Below are 15,060 nucleotides of genomic sequence, written 5' to 3' on the forward strand. Positions count from 1 at the left end.
AATTGTCACGGATGAAAGGGAGGGGCGACTATGGTTTGGTTCGGCATCACAGCTTCGATTGTCGTCGTTGGGATTGTCGCATTCATCGCCGCGATGAACCGACATGGAGAGAAGCTTGCCGGGGATGAGGAAAGTCCGCCGGTCATTTGGGCCGACGAGGACTGGTACAAGCCAGGATCGTCCAAAGATGACGGTCCGCCTGATGGCTAAGCTTGAGAAGATATGATAAGATGAGCCGGTTGTAAACTATCGGATATGAGGTGATTTTGATGAACGTATTAGAACAGCAGTTGGCACATTTGGTCGACGAGTGCCGTCCGTATACGGCTCAAGGAAAAGTGGCGGATTATATCCCTGAGCTCGCACATGTCAAGGACGACTTGCTCGGCGTGGCGATTTGCCTGCCTGACGGTTCTTACATCCATGCGGGTGATGTCCATCATAAGTTTACGATTCAAAGCGTCTCGAAAGCACTCGCGCTTTGTTACGTGTTGATGGAGTTCGGCGAGGACTTCGTGTTCTCGAAAGTCGGGATGGAGCCGACGGGTGATGCGTTCAACTCGATCGCCAAGCTCGAAGAGACCGTGCCATCGAAACCACTCAATCCGATGATTAACGCCGGGGCGCTAGCCGTCACGAGCATGATATTAGGGGATACGGCGGAACTTAAAATTTATCAGTTCCGTCAATTTTTAGCGACGTTGCTCGACGTGCCGGTCGAAGAAGTGACGTACAACGAAAAAGTCGCCCGCTCGGAATACGAGACGACCGACTTGAACCGGGCCTTGCTTTATTTCATGCGCCACCACGGCATCGTGGAAGGTGACGTCGATGAGATCATCGACGTCTATACGAAACAATGTGCCATCGAGATCGACTGTTTTGACTTGGCCCGCATCGGACGGGTGCTCGCGGGCAACGGGGAAGACCCGGTCACAGGCGAAGAGTTGATTCCGCGCCGGGTCGTCCGCATCGTCAAAGCGATCATGACGACTTGTGGCATGTATGACGCCTCCGGTGAGTTTGCGGTCCGTGTCGGTCTGCCAGGGAAGAGCGGGGTGTCGGGTGCGATTCTCGCGACCGGGAAGCACGAACTCGGACTGAGCGACGTCGGCTTCGGGATTTTCGGCCCCGCGCTCGACTCAAAAGGCAATTCGATTGCTGGTATGAAGCTACTCGAACTGCTCGTCGAACGCTACACGTCACGCTAGAGCTTGATAGCGTCGACAGAAGCGTCAAGTTGCTCGTGCAGTGTGTCGATGAGCCGTTCATACGCCGAAACGTATTCGGTCGGCGGTGAAAAATCGGTCCAGCGCAGCAGCAATTGATGACGGTCGTTCATCTCACCGAGCTCGGTTTGGAGCCGTTTTAACTTTTGGACCTGGTCTTTCGAGGCCTTTTCTTCGTAGTTTAACAAGTACTCGTGCAAGTAGCGTTCACGCTTCACGGCGAGCCGGACTTTATGGAGTGCCTCGAGCCGGTCATGCTTTGATGTGGCGTGGTGGTGGGACTCGACGCGGCGTTTCCGCTCCGATTTTGCCTTATCGAGAAACGCTGAGGCGTCTTGCTTCTTTAACGAGCGATACAATTGACCGCCGATGAAGCGGCGCACTTGTTGGTCGAGCGACGGCGTCATCTTTTCGGTGACGCGCGAACTTAATAATGTCCGGTCTTTTTCGCGGTTCGCTTCCATGTGATCGGCAAACGCCTGCTCGAGCCCGGTCTCGAGCGCGAGACCTTGGAGCAACACGTCCCCGTCACGGACCGCGCCGAGCGCTTCCATCAGCTGTTTCAATTGCCGATACGTAGAAGGTTTCGTGTCGTACAGTTGCATGAACGTCAGCAACTTGCGCAAATGGACCCGGGCCTGATGCACGTCTTCTGTGTTTTGAAAGGTGAGCGCTTCGGTCATATAATGGTTGAACGTATTCCATGTTTCCAATAGTTCGTACTTTAGCTTCTCTGCATTCCGTTGATTCATCCGAATTTGTTCCTTTCTGAAATGAGATGAGGGTTGTCCATGTATCAAACGCATTCACTTAACGAAAAAATAAAATTATTTTTCACGATTTTCTTTCCGATTTTAGTAACACAAGTATCATTTTACTTAATCAGCTTCTTCGATACGGTCATGTCAGGCCGAGCCGGAGCCGTCGACTTGGCTGGCGTCGGTGTCGGCTCGAGTCTATGGATGCCGGTCTATACGGGACTGAGCGGGATTCTGCTTGCCGTCGCACCGATTGTCGCTCAGGCGCTCGGGGCCCGTAATATCCAACATATCCAACGGACGCTGTATCAAGGCGTTTACTTAGCGATCGGACTGAGTATCGCGACACTCGTCCTCGGTGCGTTCCTCGTTCCGGCCGCAGTGGACGGGATGGGGCTAAGCGAGGAAGGAAAACGGATCGCCAAAGGTTATTTGCTCGCGCTCGGATTCGGCGTCTTGCCGATGTTCTTGTTCAACGTGCTCCGGACGCTCATGGATTCACTCGGAAAAACCCGGATTTCCATGTTGCTTATACTATTAGGGTTACCCATTAACGTCGGGTTAAACTACATCTTCATTTTCGGGAAGCTCGGAATCCCTGCTTATGGGGGCATCGGAGCCGGCATCGCTTCCACCATCACCTATTGGCTTCTCTTCTTCATGGCGTTCGCGTTCGTCCGGAGCGGGAAACCGTTCCTTGAGTATCGGTTCCTGCGCGCGCCGGATCGTTTAGCATGGCCGCGCCAAAAAGAGCTGCTCAAGCTCGGGACGCCGATCGGCCTCGCCATCTTTGCCGAGGTCAGCATCTTCGCGGCCGTGACCCTGCTCCTTAGCGAGTACGGGGACAATATCGTCGCCGCCCACCAAGCGGCGATCAACTTTGCCTCGTTCGTCTATATGTTGCCGTTGTCCGCTTCGAGCGCTTTGACGATTGTCGTCGGCTATGAACTCGGTGCGCGCCGACTCCAAGACGCGGTGCGCTATGCCAAGATTGGGATCGCGCTCTGTCTGGCCGTATCGTCATTTTCAGGCGCCTTGTTGTTCTGGCAGAATGAACGCGTCGCCGCCATTTATACGAATGACGCCGCTGTCGTGGAACTTGCGGCCCACTTCATGATCTTTGCGGTCTTCTTCCAATTGTCTGACGCCGTCGCCGCACCGATTCAAGGCATCTTGCGCGGTTTCAAAGACGTCAACGTGACGCTCGTATTGTCGCTCATCGCCTACTGGGTGATTGGGCTGCCGCTCGGTTTCTTACTCGCGGAACGGTTCGGATTCGGTCCCGATGGTTATTGGATCGGGCTCATCGTCGGACTTGCCGCCGGGGCAGTGCTCTTGTTCATGCGCCTCGTCCATATCGTCAAACGATACAATGCCAAAGCAGCTGTCGAAGAGACAGCGTGACAGAATAAGGTTGAATCTGGTTCGCCCGGGTTCAGCCTTTTTTTGTTTGAGTCGCAGGGAAGTCGGGCAAATGACTGATGATTTGATGATTTTTTTAAAATGAATAAATTGGTCTATACAACTATACTGATTTTTGTTATGCTATTGTCGAGAATAGTAGTGAAAGGGTGGATGACTGATGATGGTGATTATTAACGCACACCTCGTTTCTGGACAAGAGACGTGGGAACGGGGTTACGTTCGGATAAACGGGGCGACGATTGAAGCGGTCGGGGCGATGGCTGACTATGAGGCCGGAGATGAGACAGTGCTCGATGTCGCGGGAAAACTCGTGACACCGGGCATGATTGATATACATGTTCACGGGGGTTATGACGTCGACACGATGGATGCGGACCGAGACCGGTTACGACTCCTCAGTCAATCGATGCTCGCCGAAGGGGTGACCTCGTTTTTTGCGACGACGATCACGCAGTCACCGAAAGCCATCACCAAGGCGCTCGAGTCTGTCCGAGACGTCATCGAGTCAAACGAGACGACGGTTGCCGGTATCCATCTAGAAGGACCGTTCGTCAACGTCGAGAACGCGGGGGCTCAACCGGCAGAATATATTATCGATCCTGACGCCGAACAGTTTCGCATCTGGCAAGACGAGGCGGGCGGTCACATCCGACTCGTCACGTACGCACCAGAACGCCCGGGCGCACGAGAGCTTGAGCGGGCGATGATGGAATCGGGTGCCATCGGCTCAGCCGGTCACACGAATGCGACGTTTGCCGAGAACAAAGCGGCTGGCGTGAAGCACGGCACACATTTATACAACCAAATGCGCGGGCTGCACCACCGTGAACCGGGGACGGTCGGTTACTGCCTGTTAGAACGGGACGTCATGGTCGAAATCATTCCGGACGGGATTCACAGCCGTCCGGAGATGGTCGATTTCGCGTATCGCTTGAAAGGCGCGGACGGTCTCGTCGTCATCACGGATGCGATGCGGGCGAAAGGTCTTCCGGACGGGCGTTACGAGCTCGGGGGACAACCGGTCATCGTCGAGGATGGTGCGGCGCGGCTTGAAGCCGGTAACTTGGCTGGAAGTGTGTTGACGATGGACGCGGCGTTCCGCAACATCATCGCCTTCACCGGGTGCACGATTCAAGAAGCCGTGAAGATGACGTCCGCGAACCAAGCCGCGGAGTTTGGCATGAGTAAAAAAGGGTCAATCGCAGCCGGGTTTGACGCTGATCTCGTCATCTGGGACGGGTCATTGACGGTCGAGCAGACAATTCACCAAGGACGCATCGGATTTGAGAAGGAGGACGTGAAATGAATATATTAGTAGCGAAGACACCAGCGGACGCTGAACAGATTGCCTACACGCTTATTAAAGAGCGGTTGGCCGGGAAACGGGAGTTCGTACTCGGGCTGGCGACGGGGAGCACGCCGGTCGGGATGTATAAAATGTTCAAGCAGGACCAGCTCGATTGCCGCCATGTGACGAGCGTCAATTTGGACGAATATATCGGGCTTGCTCCGAGTCATCCTCAAAGCTACTATCATTTCATGGAAGAACGTCTGTTCAACGATGTTCCGTTCAAAGAAAGCCATCTTCCGCGTGGTGACGCAAAAGACCCTGATGCTGAAGCGGAGCGGTATGAACAGCTCGTCCGATCAATCGGTGTCGATCTGCAACTGCTCGGGATCGGTGAAAACGGGCATATCGCGTTCAACGAACCGGGGACGGCGCTCGATGCGAAGACGCACGTGACAGCGCTCACCGAGTCGACGCGGGAAGCGAATCGCCGCTTCTTCGATGCAAGCGAAGAAGTCCCGACGCACGCGATCACGATGGGACTCGATACGATTATGAACGCGCGCGAGATTGTTCTCGTCGCAACGGGAGACCGAAAAGCGAACGCGGTCCATCACATGATCGAAAGTGTGCCGTCTGTCGATTGGCCCGCGACGATTTTGCAGGCGCATCCGAGTGTCACGATCGTACTTGATACCGAGGCGGCCTCACAGTGCGCGCAAGCTTTACAGGCACGCGGAAGCGAAGCAGCCGAACGCTTCTTCTCGATCCGCTCATAACCGTTCAACCTGGGGACGCACGTCCCCAGGTTTTTTTGGTTGCGATTATGGGAAATTGTATGGAAATGAGTTTGTCATCAAAACGTTTTCGACAAAACTCGAGGATTCCTCTATAATAAGTGAAGCTCGTATCATTCGACCGTGAAGGAGAAAAACATGAACTCAAGAACCCAGGCGCGTAGACGGCGTAAAGGTCCGTCTACGTTTTATAAAGTGTTCAGCTCGCTGATCCTCATTGCCGTCATCGTCGGCTCTAGCATGTATGGGGCGGCTTTTTATAAAGCGCACAACATGTTGTCCGGCACACAAGTGACGCTCGAGGACGACCCGACGATCGAACCGACCCGGTTTGATAAAGAGGACACCGAAAGTTTCCTCGTGCTCGGCACCGACCTCTCCCCGCAAAAGAAAGCGCGAGGGGAGTTCGGTCGCTCTGACGTCATGATTGTCGTCATTTTGAACAAGAAAGACAAGCAGACGACGATGCTCAGTATTCCGCGAGACTCGTACGTCAATATCGATTACACAGGATTCGATATCCCGTACGGTAAGACCGGTCTTGATCAAGACAAAATCACGCACGCCTACTACTTCGGATCGATGGACGAGTCGGATCCGAACAACGGTATGCGCATGTCGACGAATACGGTTGAAGACCTAGTCGGTGTTGAAATCGACCACGTCGTGTCGCTCAACTTCCAAGGCTTCGTCGACTTCATCGATGCCGTCGGAGGCGTCGAAATCGACGTTCCGTTCTCGTCTGAACAGAAGAGTTATGACGCATCCCGTGAAGCCGTCCAAGTCGAAGCCGGTCTTCAGCAGCTGTCGGGTGAAGAAGCACTCGCTTATGTCCGAAATCGCTATGACGACCCGCGCGGGGACATCGGGCGCGGCCAACGTCAAATGGAAGTCATCAACGCCGTGCTCGAGCAGTCGCTCGGCACGTCATTGATCAACAACTATGACAAAGTGCTCAAAGCGGTCGGTGACAACATGCAGACGACGCTCGGACCGAACGACTATATGCGTTTGATCGAAGACGTCGGTGCGCTCAACAACACGGTTCAATATCAATTGACCGGAGAAGGTGCGCGTGGTAATGACGGCCACTTCTATTACTTCTTGAACGAACCGTTGCTCGACGAGGTCCGGTACCGTGTGCAACAAGCGGATTCCGGCAACGAAGTCGAAGCGATGACGGAGACGGAGCTCGAGTCTTATATGCTCGACCCGTCCGGCATCACATACGAAGCCCAATAAAAAATGGTTTGCCCTCAGCGGGGCAAACCATTTTTTAGGTGCGTTCCATCGCGACAGTGAACGAATACGCATCGCCGCGGAACAAAGAACGACTGTATTCGAACATGTCGCCGTTCTCGAGATACGTCCGTTGGTCGATCAATAGGACGGGCGCGTTCGGGGAGATGGTCAACAGCTTCGCTTCAACAGGTCCGGCGCTTCGGGCTTCGAGCGTCTGTGTCGCGTTTTTCAAACGCAGGCCGGACTGTTCGGCGAACTCATAAATCGAGCCGACGGCATCTGCCTCGGTCAGTTCGGGCAATAAGGCGACCGGGATATAGGCGGTCTCTAAAGCGAGCACGTCCTCGTCGGCGAGTCGGAGACGCTTCATCTCATAGACCGGCGTACTGGCTGCGACATTCAATTTCTGCGCGATTTTATTCGAGGCCGGAATCGTGTCGAATGACAATAGACGGCTGAACGGACGCATGCCCCGGTGCTTGATTTCTTCTGAAAAACTCGTCAAACCGGACAGCGCCATCGTGATCTTTTTACTGGCGACGAACGTACCACGTCCTTTTTGACGGCTCAAATAACCGGCGTTGACGAGGTTCGTGATCGCCTGGCGCACCGTCATCCGGCTGACGTTATACCGCTCCGAATATTCCCGTTCAGACGGGATCGATTCGCCGGGTTGGAGCTCGCCAGCATCTATTTGTTGCTTTAAATAGGCTTCGATTTGATAATAAATAGGTAACGGGGACTTTTTATCAATCTGTAACATACATATCGCTCCTGACCTAAGGGTAAGTGTTCCTTATTATAGACCAAATCAGACTAGTTGTCTGAACATATCATGCAGAAAAGGTGGCGACCAATATGAACTCATGGCAATTTGAAACGACGGTGACAGCGCAGCGGGAAGATGAGCGGGGCACGTGGATTGCGCTTGCAGCAACACATTTTTACGCGGAAGGTGGCGGACAACCGGCCGATACAGGGACGATTGGCGGACAAGCCGTTTTAGATGTGCAACGTGACGACCCGACCGTGTGGCACCTCGTCAACGAGCCAATCGACGAAGCAACGGTAGTGATCGGTCAAATCGACGCAGCGACACGTCACGACCACTCGATCCAACACACGGCGCAACACGTGCTGACGGCCTTGCTTGAAGACCGATACGGTATCGAGACGCTCAGTTTTGGGATCAGTGCTGACGAGTCATCGATCGAGATCGCGGCCGAATCATTCGATTGGACGTTAATCGAAACGTTAGAACGTGACGTTCAGCAGATCATCTTCGACAACCGACCGATTCACATTTTTGAATTACAGGATGGCGAAGTCGAGCATGACCGGTTACGTAAAGCGACGGATCGCACCGGCACGATTCGGATCGTCGAAATCGATGGACTCGATTATAACGCTTGCGGAGGGACGCATGTGTCGACGACCGGCCAGCTCGGAATCATTAAAGTGACCTCGATGAAAAAAGTGCGGGGGAACGTTCGTTTGACGTATGTCGCAGGGATGCGGGCACTAACGGTCATCCAATCTTCGCGCACCGCGCTACGGGCGATCCATCAAACGTTGTCGACGACGAACGAGACGGTCGCGGCCCGTGTCGCCGAAGAGCGCACGGCGCGACTCGAACGTGAAAAAGAAGTGAAGGTGCTCGAGGCCCGGGTCGCCAAGGCGAAAGTCGCAGCATTCTTACAAGAGGACAATTACGTCATCACGCACATCGGCAAGACCGAGGCGGAGACGCTCACGACGATGATCGTCGAACGGATCGCGGCGACCGGACGGATTGCCGTCGGTGCCAATCATACCGGACAAAAACTGTTACTCATGCATGACGGGACGCATGACATCGCCATCGGCAAGTTTTTAAAACGGACGTTAGACGACCTTGGCATCGGTCGGGGCGGTGGCAGTCATAAACAAGCCCAAGCCCGCTTCGAATCGATCGTCGACCTAGAACGGGCCACGGCAGAAGTCGTCAAACGGTTACAGGAAGGAGTGGTGTCATGTTGACGATTGAACACGGCAACGACACGCCGCTCATCGAACGAGCCCGTTCCGTACGGGAGGCTGTCTTTATCGGCGAGCAAGGGATTGACCCGGCGCTCGAATATGACGACCTCGATTCAGTCTGTATCCATTTCGTCGGGACGATAGACGGGGAGCCCGTGACGACGGCACGGCTGCGACCGATCGGGGACGGTGTCGGCAAAGTCGAACGGGTCGCCACGCTCGCATCGGCGAGAGGGAACGGATATGCGAAAAAGCTGATGCTCGAAATCGAGGATGTGGCGCGCGAGAGCGGGCTGCATGAGTTGAAGCTCGGCGCTCAACTGACGGCGCTCCCGTTCTATGAACGGCTCGACTATACGACGTTCGGTGATGAGTTTTTAGACGCCGATATCCCGCATCGGATGATGAAGAAGTCGTGGTGATTATTTTTAGAAAGTTTCTTTTTTTCTAAAAAAAGGTTGGCAAGCCGGAAAGCATTTGTTATAACTAAAACTAACAACTGACAGATAGAGGTTGCGAATGACATGAGTAAGCTTGATTGAAACGGACGCATTCCGGATCGAGCCGAAAGGGGAAATTCGCCGAAGTCAACGTTCGCATGCGTACGAACGAAGGCTGGGGTAGTCGTGAACAACGCCTACACTGCCATGGATGAAATGCCATGGAGCGCTATCTACGGAACGATTTTTTAATCGTTTTTCAACTGCGCGTACAAGCGGCAGACCGTAGGGAGAGTGCTTCCTACCGGTCTGCCGCTTTTTCTGTTGGTCGACATCATGAAAGTGGGGAACCTGATGACAACCGTACTAAAATTTGGAGGAAGTTCTGTTGCCACAATCGAACAGATTCAGGCAATTTCTGAATATTTACAGACACGAGTCGTCGCTGGCGAGAAACTCGTCGTCGTCGTCTCCGCGATGGGGAAAACGACCGATTCACTCCTGTCACTCGCAAAACAAATTACAGAGCGTCCGATGATTCGTGAGCTCGACCGCTTGCTCGCCGTCGGAGAAGAACAGACGATCAGTCTACTCAGCATCGCCTTGAACTCACGAGGCGTCGCCGCCATCTCGCTCACGGGGCAACAGGCCGGGATCGACACGATGGGCATTCACACGAAAAGTAAGATCAAAGCGATCCGGAAAGAAGTGTTGGAAGAAAGGCTCAGAACGAATGACGTCGTCATCGTCGCCGGCTTCCAAGGCGTCAACGAGTTCGGGGATGTAACGACGCTCGGACGCGGTGGTTCTGATACGACAGCCGTCGCACTTGCCGCCGTCCTCAGTAAACGTTGTGAGATTTATACGGACGTCGCCGGTGTCTATACGGCCGATCCGCGTATCCATAAAACGGCACGGCGCCTAGATACCGTCTCGTATGACGAGATGATGGAAATGAGCGCGCTCGGCTCGAAAGTGATGGAAATGCGCAGCGTCGAGCTGGCCAAAAAATATGATGTGAACATCTTTGTAGGGAAGACGCTATCGAGCGAAGGAGGAACATGGATCATGGATATGACACAGGCGATGGAACAAAAAGCGGTGACGAGCGTGAGCGTCGTGAAAAACGTGCTCAGCGTCTCAATCAAACATATTCCGCATTCAGTGGCAGGGGTTGCCGATATTTTCGAGAAGTTGTCACAGCGTCACGTCAATATCGACATGATCAGTCAGACAGCGTTCGACGGTGAAGTGTTCCTGTCGTTCACTTGTCCACTTGACGAGGAGGCGTTCCTCGAAGAAGCGCTCGCCGAACTGACGGAGGCGTTCCCACAAATTAAAATCGACCGTCATACCGAACATGCGAAAATCTCGGTCGTCGGGATTGGCATGCGTGACGCGACCGGTGTCGCAGCCGGATTGTTCGCCACGTTCCGTGAGAGCGGAATCCCGTTCTATCAAGTCACAACTTCAGAGATCAGCATCTCTTACACGATTAACGATCAAGACGTTGAAGCGGCGGTCGCGGCCATCGCGGAGCGTTTCCATTTATAAGGGGGAGTTACCATGTATAACGTTGCCGTCATCGGTGCGACAGGCGCCGTCGGTCAAAAGATGATCGACGTGCTCACAGAATATGAGTTTCCAATCAACGAACTATTACTATACGCGTCAGCCCGCTCGGCTGGGAAAACAGTCGAAGTGAACGGTCGCGACATCGTCATCCGTGAACTGTCGGACGCGATTTACGCAGACGCGATCGACATCGCCTTGTTCTCGGCCGGTGGTAGCATCAGTGAACAGTATGCACCGCGCCTGAGTGAACAAGGGGTCATCGTCATCGATAACTCGAGCGCGTTCCGGATGCAAGCAGGAATCCCGCTCGTCGTACCAGAAGTGAACCGAGTCGAACTGAGCCCGGACAAGATGCTCATCGCCAATCCGAACTGCTCGACGATCCAATCGGTCGTCGCCCTCGCACCGCTCGCCGAAGTGTACGGATTGACGCGTGTCGCCTATACGTCTTACCAAGCCGTCTCCGGTTCGGGACAAAAAGGCATCGAAGACCTCGAACGGGGCGCCCGCGGTGAAGAGCCGCAAAACTACCCGTATCCGATCTACGATAACGTGCTGCCGCATATCGATGTCTTCCTCGAGAACGGCTACACGAAAGAAGAACAGAAGATGATCGACGAGACACGCAAAATTTTGAACGCACCAGAATTAGGTGTGACGGCGACGTGTGTCCGCGTCCCGGTCCGTAACAGCCACGCCGTCTCGATCACGGTCACGCTCGAGCGTGAAGCGACGCTCGCGGAAGTGAAGGCGGTCCTCAGTGACGCGCCAGGCGTCGTCCTCATGGACAACCCGAGCGAGCTCGTCTACCCGACGCCGCTCGATGCGAACGGGACGGACGAAGTGTACGTCGGTCGCGTCCGCCGCGACGAGTCGCAACCGAACACGTTCCATCTCTGGTGTGTCGCCGATAACGTCCGCAAAGGGGCGGCGGCGAATGCCGTTCAAATCGCCCAGTGCATGATCGGGCAAGTCGCTACGAAATAAGGGGGAAATCATATGTTCACAGGAGTCGCTACAGCACTCGCTACACCGTTCCAAACGGACGGTCAGTTAAATCTCACAGCGTGGGAAGCATTGATTGAAGATCAAATCAAAGAAGGCGTCAGCGGTCTTGTCATCGGGGGGACGACAGGCGAAGGGATGACGATCACAGACGAAGAGTTCGAGACGCTCCTCACGAAGGCGATCGAAGTCGCCGCCGGTCGTGCCGTCATCATCGCCGGGACAGGGTCGAACAATACGGCGTTAAGTATCACCAAGACGAAACGGGCGGCAGAACTTGGTGCCGAGATGGCGATGGTCGTCACGCCTTACTATAATAAGTCGACCCAAGCGGGGCTGATCGCCCACTTCACGGCGATCGCCGACGCGTCACCGATTCCACTCATGCTCTACAACGTCCCGTCACGGACAGGCGTCGCGCTCGATCCGGCAACGGTCGGTGAACTCGCCGAACACCCACGCATCGCTGCGTTGAAAGAAGCGAGCGGGGACATCTCGGTGATGGCACAAATGATGGCCCACTTGCCGGAAGGTTTCCCGGTCTACTGCGGAAATGACGACCAAATCCTGCCGTACATGGCATGGGGTGCCCAAGGTGTCGTCTCGGTGCTCTCGAACGTGTATCCGGGAGCGACAGTCGCGCTCGCCGAAGCGCTTCTCGCCGGAGATTTAGAGACGGCCCGCACATGGCAGATCCGCTTGCTTCCGGTCATCGATGAACTGTTCGCCGAAGTGAACCCGATCCCGGTCAAGGCGGCGCTTAACGCACGCGGTTTCGAATTTGGCTCGCCGCGCCTCCCGCTCGTTCCGATGAGCGCGACGGCCGAGGCACGTCTGTTGTCGGCGATGGAGCAGTTTAATGAGGTGAGACAGTGAACTTGTTAATTCACGGATACGGCGCGATGGGACAGATCGTTGAAGAAGTCGCGCTCGCTCAAAACTTGAACGTCGCGGCCATCGTCTCACCGGCGGGCGGCGATCATCCCGTTTCACTGAAAGAAGTCGACGCCGCGATCGACGTCGTCATCGACTTCTCGAACCCGGCGCTGCTTGATGACGTGCTCGCGTTCGGGAAAGACAAGCAAATCCCGCTCGTCATCGCTACGACGGGCTTCTCGGAAGCTGAACTGGCAAAGATCGAGGACGCATCGAAACAGATCCCGATCTTCCAGTCGTATAACACGTCTTACGGGATCGCACTGTTGAAGCAGTTGCTTGACCAGCTCGTGCCGCTCACGCTTGGTTATGATATCGAAGTGATCGAAGCGCATCACCGTAAAAAAGTCGATGCGCCGAGCGGGACGGCTGAACTGCTCGCCCGTGCCATCGAGGCGAAGCGGGACGTGACGCCGGTGTACGAACGTGCGTCACGCCGTGAGGCGAGAGGTACTGACGAACTCGGCATGCACTCGGTCCGCGGCGGCACGATCTTCGGTGAGCATACGGTGCTCTTCGCCGGAGACGATGAAATGCTTGAATTAAAACATACGGCCCTGTCGAAACGCGTCTTCGCGAACGGGGCACTCGCCGCGGCGGCGACGATTCTCGACCGCCCGGCCGGATTATACAATTTAACGAACCTATACGAGGAGGCCACTCATGTTACTCACAAACGCTTATGAAATCGCACAATACATTAAAGATGCCAAGAAAGAAACGCCAGTCAAATTGTACGTCAACGGTCAGTTGGCAGGTCTAACAATCGAAGAAGCAAAAGCATTCGGAACGGACGAGTCGAAATTATTCCTCACGACGGCTGAACGTGCGGCCGCTTTCCTTGAAGCGAACGCGTCAGTCATCACCGACTCGCACCTCGAGTTCGACCGCCGCAACAGCGCCGTGCCGATGCTTGACACGACGAAGTTGAACGCCCGTATCGAACCAGGTTCGTTCATCCGTGACCACGTTCAAATCGGCAACAACGTCGTCGTCATGATGGGGGCGGTCATCAATATCGGCGCCGTCATCGGTGACGGGTCGATGGTCGACATGAACGCCGTCATCGGCGCCCGCGGCACACTCGGTAAAAACGTCCACCTTGGCGCTGGCGCAGTCGTCGCAGGTGTCCTCGAGCCACCTTCAAAAGATCCGGTCATCATCGAAGACGGGGTCATGATTGGTGCAAACGCGGTCATCTTAGAAGGTGTCCGTGTCGGCGAGAATGCGGTCGTCGCAGCAGGCAGTGTCGTCACAGTCGACGTCCCGGCAGGAAGTGTCGTCGCCGGCACGCCAGCCCGTGTCATCAAGCAAAAAGATGAAAAAACAGCAGAAAAAACACAACTAGTGGATGACTTACGCTCCCTGTAACGTATAATAGACAGAAAATATCAAAAGTGAATGGGAGAGTTGAACAATGGAACAATATGGACAATGGATGTGGAAAGACGGGGCTTGGATCGAGCCGAGTGACGCGAACACGAGTATCATGACGCACGCGATCCACTACGGTAGCGGGTTCTTCGAAGGAATTCGAGCGTATCACACAGAGGAAGGTCCAGCCATCTTCCGACTCCGTGAACACTTGGAGCGACTCGTTCGTTCGTGTGCTTACTATCACGTCGAACTACCGTACACGGTCGACGAGCTCGAACAAGCGACGATCGAATTGATCGAACGCAACGGCTTTGAAGCGTGTTACATCCGTCCATTCGTTTTCCTCGGCACACCTTGGCAGGCACTCATGCCGACGCAGGAAACGAAAGTACACGTTGCCATCTCATGCTGGCCGCTCGGCGAATATTTCAGCAAGACGGTCGGTATCCGGGCGAAAGTCGCGTCATACCGCCGCGTCTCGTCGACGATGATGCCGATGCAAGCGAAAGCGGCAGCCAACTATATGAATTCGCAACTCCTTAAAGGAGAAGCGGTCCGAGACGGGTATGACGAAGCGATTGCCCTCGACATGAACGGAAACGTCAGCGAGGCGAGCGTCGCCAACATCTTCCTCGTCAAAGGCAATAAAATTTTCACACCGTCACTCGACTGTTCCGTCCTCGACGGCATCACGCGTCAAACGGTCATCGATCTTGCCCGTGAAGAAGGGTTCGAGGTCATTGAGCGCCATATCGGACGTGACGAATTGTATGTAGCAGATGAGATCTTCTTGACGGGTACAGCAGCTGAAGTGACGAGTGTCATCGAAGTCGACAATATCTCGATCGGCGGCGGGGTTCAGACGGTCGCAACGACTATGCTCGCCCGTTACCGCGAGACCGTGACGGGACTGATCCCGGCACATCGCGATTGGATCACGTTCGTCAAAGAAGCAGTCAAAGAATAAGG

16 protein-coding genes and 1 riboswitch are annotated in these 15,060 nt (G+C 54.7%); of the genes, 14 read left to right on the plus strand and 2 right to left on the minus strand.

From position 1 onward, the window contains the following. The first annotated feature begins 30 nt into the window (after positions 1–30). The gene (locus EVJ32_RS03595; protein WP_070328819.1) at positions 31–210 is read left to right on the plus strand and encodes a hypothetical protein; all 180 of its coding nucleotides are present in this window, start codon (positions 31–33) and stop codon (positions 208–210) included. Positions 211–269: 59 nt separating this feature from the next. Next, a complete protein-coding gene (gene glsA / locus EVJ32_RS03600) occupies positions 270–1,211 on the plus strand; it encodes a glutaminase A (protein ID WP_131456699.1) in 942 nt (313 codons plus the stop codon). Here the strand turns inward: glsA and EVJ32_RS03605 are convergent. Then, on the minus strand, positions 1,208–1,981 hold the full coding sequence (locus EVJ32_RS03605) for a CHAD domain-containing protein (protein WP_131456701.1): 774 nt from the start codon (positions 1,979–1,981) through the stop codon (positions 1,208–1,210). The two genes, glsA and EVJ32_RS03605, sit on opposite strands and share 4 nt — an antisense overlap. 39 nt (positions 1,982–2,020) lie before the next feature. On the opposite strand from EVJ32_RS03605, the gene EVJ32_RS03610 reads away from it, so the two are divergent. The 4 genes from EVJ32_RS03610 (at position 2,021) to EVJ32_RS03625 (ending at position 6,739) form a co-directional block, all read left to right on the plus strand. Then, positions 2,021–3,391 (plus strand): MATE family efflux transporter, encoded by a 1,371-nt coding sequence (locus EVJ32_RS03610; protein WP_131456703.1) that lies wholly within the window; start codon positions 2,021–2,023, stop codon positions 3,389–3,391. A gap of 178 nt (positions 3,392–3,569) precedes the next feature. Continuing rightward, positions 3,570–4,718, plus strand: coding sequence for an N-acetylglucosamine-6-phosphate deacetylase (gene nagA, locus EVJ32_RS03615; protein WP_131456705.1), 1,149 nt, complete (start codon positions 3,570–3,572; stop codon positions 4,716–4,718). Further along, a complete protein-coding gene (gene nagB, locus EVJ32_RS03620) occupies positions 4,715–5,479 on the plus strand; it encodes a glucosamine-6-phosphate deaminase (RefSeq protein ID WP_131456707.1) in 765 nt (254 codons plus the stop codon). Before nagA ends, nagB begins: the two co-directional genes overlap by 4 nt. Positions 5,480–5,635: 156 nt before the next feature. Further along, the gene (locus tag EVJ32_RS03625) at positions 5,636–6,739 is read left to right on the plus strand and encodes an LCP family protein (protein WP_131456709.1); all 1,104 of its coding nucleotides are present in this window, start codon (positions 5,636–5,638) and stop codon (positions 6,737–6,739) included. A 34-nt stretch (positions 6,740–6,773) separates the two neighbouring features. Here EVJ32_RS03625 and EVJ32_RS03630 read toward each other — a convergent pair whose 3' ends face one another. Then, on the minus strand, positions 6,774–7,502 hold the full coding sequence (locus EVJ32_RS03630) for a GntR family transcriptional regulator (protein ID WP_131456711.1): 729 nt from the start codon (positions 7,500–7,502) through the stop codon (positions 6,774–6,776). A gap of 95 nt (positions 7,503–7,597) precedes the next feature. Between EVJ32_RS03630 and EVJ32_RS03635 the strand changes: the two genes are divergently transcribed. The 8 genes from EVJ32_RS03635 (at position 7,598) to EVJ32_RS03670 (ending at position 15,058) form a co-directional block, all read left to right on the plus strand. Continuing rightward, positions 7,598–8,758: an alanyl-tRNA editing protein gene (locus tag EVJ32_RS03635; RefSeq protein WP_131456713.1), complete on the plus strand. Its 1,161-nt coding sequence runs from the start codon at positions 7,598–7,600 to the stop codon at positions 8,756–8,758. Beyond that, positions 8,752–9,180, plus strand: a complete 429-nt coding sequence (locus EVJ32_RS03640) for a GNAT family N-acetyltransferase (RefSeq protein WP_131456715.1) — start codon at positions 8,752–8,754, stop codon at positions 9,178–9,180. Before EVJ32_RS03635 ends, EVJ32_RS03640 begins: the two co-directional genes overlap by 7 nt. 77 nt (positions 9,181–9,257) lie before the next feature. After that, positions 9,258–9,438, plus strand: a riboswitch (Lysine riboswitch). Between the two features lie 114 nt (positions 9,439–9,552). Beyond that, complete coding sequence (locus EVJ32_RS03645; RefSeq protein WP_070328972.1) at positions 9,553–10,752, plus strand: aspartate kinase; 1,200 nt, start codon at positions 9,553–9,555, stop codon at positions 10,750–10,752. Positions 10,753–10,764: 12 nt separating this feature from the next. Further along, a complete protein-coding gene (locus tag EVJ32_RS03650; RefSeq protein ID WP_131456716.1) occupies positions 10,765–11,760 on the plus strand; it encodes an aspartate-semialdehyde dehydrogenase in 996 nt (331 codons plus the stop codon). Between the two features lie 12 nt (positions 11,761–11,772). Then, a complete protein-coding gene (gene dapA / locus EVJ32_RS03655; protein WP_131456719.1) occupies positions 11,773–12,654 on the plus strand; it encodes a 4-hydroxy-tetrahydrodipicolinate synthase in 882 nt (293 codons plus the stop codon). Further along, a complete protein-coding gene (gene dapB, locus EVJ32_RS03660; protein ID WP_131456721.1) occupies positions 12,651–13,400 on the plus strand; it encodes a 4-hydroxy-tetrahydrodipicolinate reductase in 750 nt (249 codons plus the stop codon). The genes dapA and dapB overlap by 4 nt, the downstream gene beginning before the upstream one ends. Beyond that, entirely contained in the window at positions 13,378–14,085 is a 708-nt protein-coding gene (gene dapD / locus EVJ32_RS03665; protein WP_070328832.1) for a 2,3,4,5-tetrahydropyridine-2,6-dicarboxylate N-acetyltransferase, read from the plus strand. The genes dapB and dapD overlap by 23 nt, the downstream gene beginning before the upstream one ends. A 46-nt stretch (positions 14,086–14,131) precedes the next feature. Further along, positions 14,132–15,058 carry a branched-chain amino acid transaminase gene (locus EVJ32_RS03670; RefSeq protein WP_071399081.1) on the plus strand — a complete coding sequence of 309 codons (927 nt, stop codon included), beginning with the start codon at positions 14,132–14,134 and terminating at the stop codon, positions 15,056–15,058. The last annotated feature ends 2 nt before the right edge of the window (positions 15,059–15,060 follow it).

The organism is Exiguobacterium sp. SH5S4 (assembly GCF_004337045.1).
Classification (GTDB): domain Bacteria; phylum Bacillota; class Bacilli; order Exiguobacteriales; family Exiguobacteriaceae; genus Exiguobacterium; species Exiguobacterium aurantiacum_A.

Excerpts from the sequence above, each read along its gene's own strand:
- glsA (WP_131456699.1), top strand. The coding sequence starts at position 270 with ATGAACGTATTAGAACAGCAGTTGGCACATTTGGTCGACGAGTGCCGT.
- EVJ32_RS03645 (WP_070328972.1), top strand. The coding sequence starts at position 9,553 with ATGACAACCGTACTAAAATTTGGAGGAAGTTCTGTTGCCACAATCGAA.
- EVJ32_RS03650 (WP_131456716.1), top strand. The coding sequence starts at position 10,765 with ATGTATAACGTTGCCGTCATCGGTGCGACAGGCGCCGTCGGTCAAAAG.
- nagA (WP_131456705.1), top strand. The coding sequence starts at position 3,570 with ATGATGGTGATTATTAACGCACACCTCGTTTCTGGACAAGAGACGTGG.
- EVJ32_RS03625 (WP_131456709.1), top strand. The coding sequence starts at position 5,636 with ATGAACTCAAGAACCCAGGCGCGTAGACGGCGTAAAGGTCCGTCTACG.
- EVJ32_RS03640 (WP_131456715.1), top strand. The coding sequence starts at position 8,752 with ATGTTGACGATTGAACACGGCAACGACACGCCGCTCATCGAACGAGCC.
- dapD (WP_070328832.1), top strand. The coding sequence starts at position 13,378 with ATGTTACTCACAAACGCTTATGAAATCGCACAATACATTAAAGATGCC.
- EVJ32_RS03630 (WP_131456711.1), bottom strand. The coding sequence starts at position 7,502 with ATGTTACAGATTGATAAAAAGTCCCCGTTACCTATTTATTATCAAATC.
- EVJ32_RS03610 (WP_131456703.1), top strand. The coding sequence starts at position 2,021 with ATGTATCAAACGCATTCACTTAACGAAAAAATAAAATTATTTTTCACG.
- nagB (WP_131456707.1), top strand. The coding sequence starts at position 4,715 with ATGAATATATTAGTAGCGAAGACACCAGCGGACGCTGAACAGATTGCC.
- EVJ32_RS03595 (WP_070328819.1), top strand. The coding sequence starts at position 31 with ATGGTTTGGTTCGGCATCACAGCTTCGATTGTCGTCGTTGGGATTGTC.
- EVJ32_RS03605 (WP_131456701.1), bottom strand. The coding sequence starts at position 1,981 with ATGAATCAACGGAATGCAGAGAAGCTAAAGTACGAACTATTGGAAACA.
- EVJ32_RS03670 (WP_071399081.1), top strand. The coding sequence starts at position 14,132 with ATGGAACAATATGGACAATGGATGTGGAAAGACGGGGCTTGGATCGAG.
- dapA (WP_131456719.1), top strand. The coding sequence starts at position 11,773 with ATGTTCACAGGAGTCGCTACAGCACTCGCTACACCGTTCCAAACGGAC.
- EVJ32_RS03635 (WP_131456713.1), top strand. The coding sequence starts at position 7,598 with ATGAACTCATGGCAATTTGAAACGACGGTGACAGCGCAGCGGGAAGAT.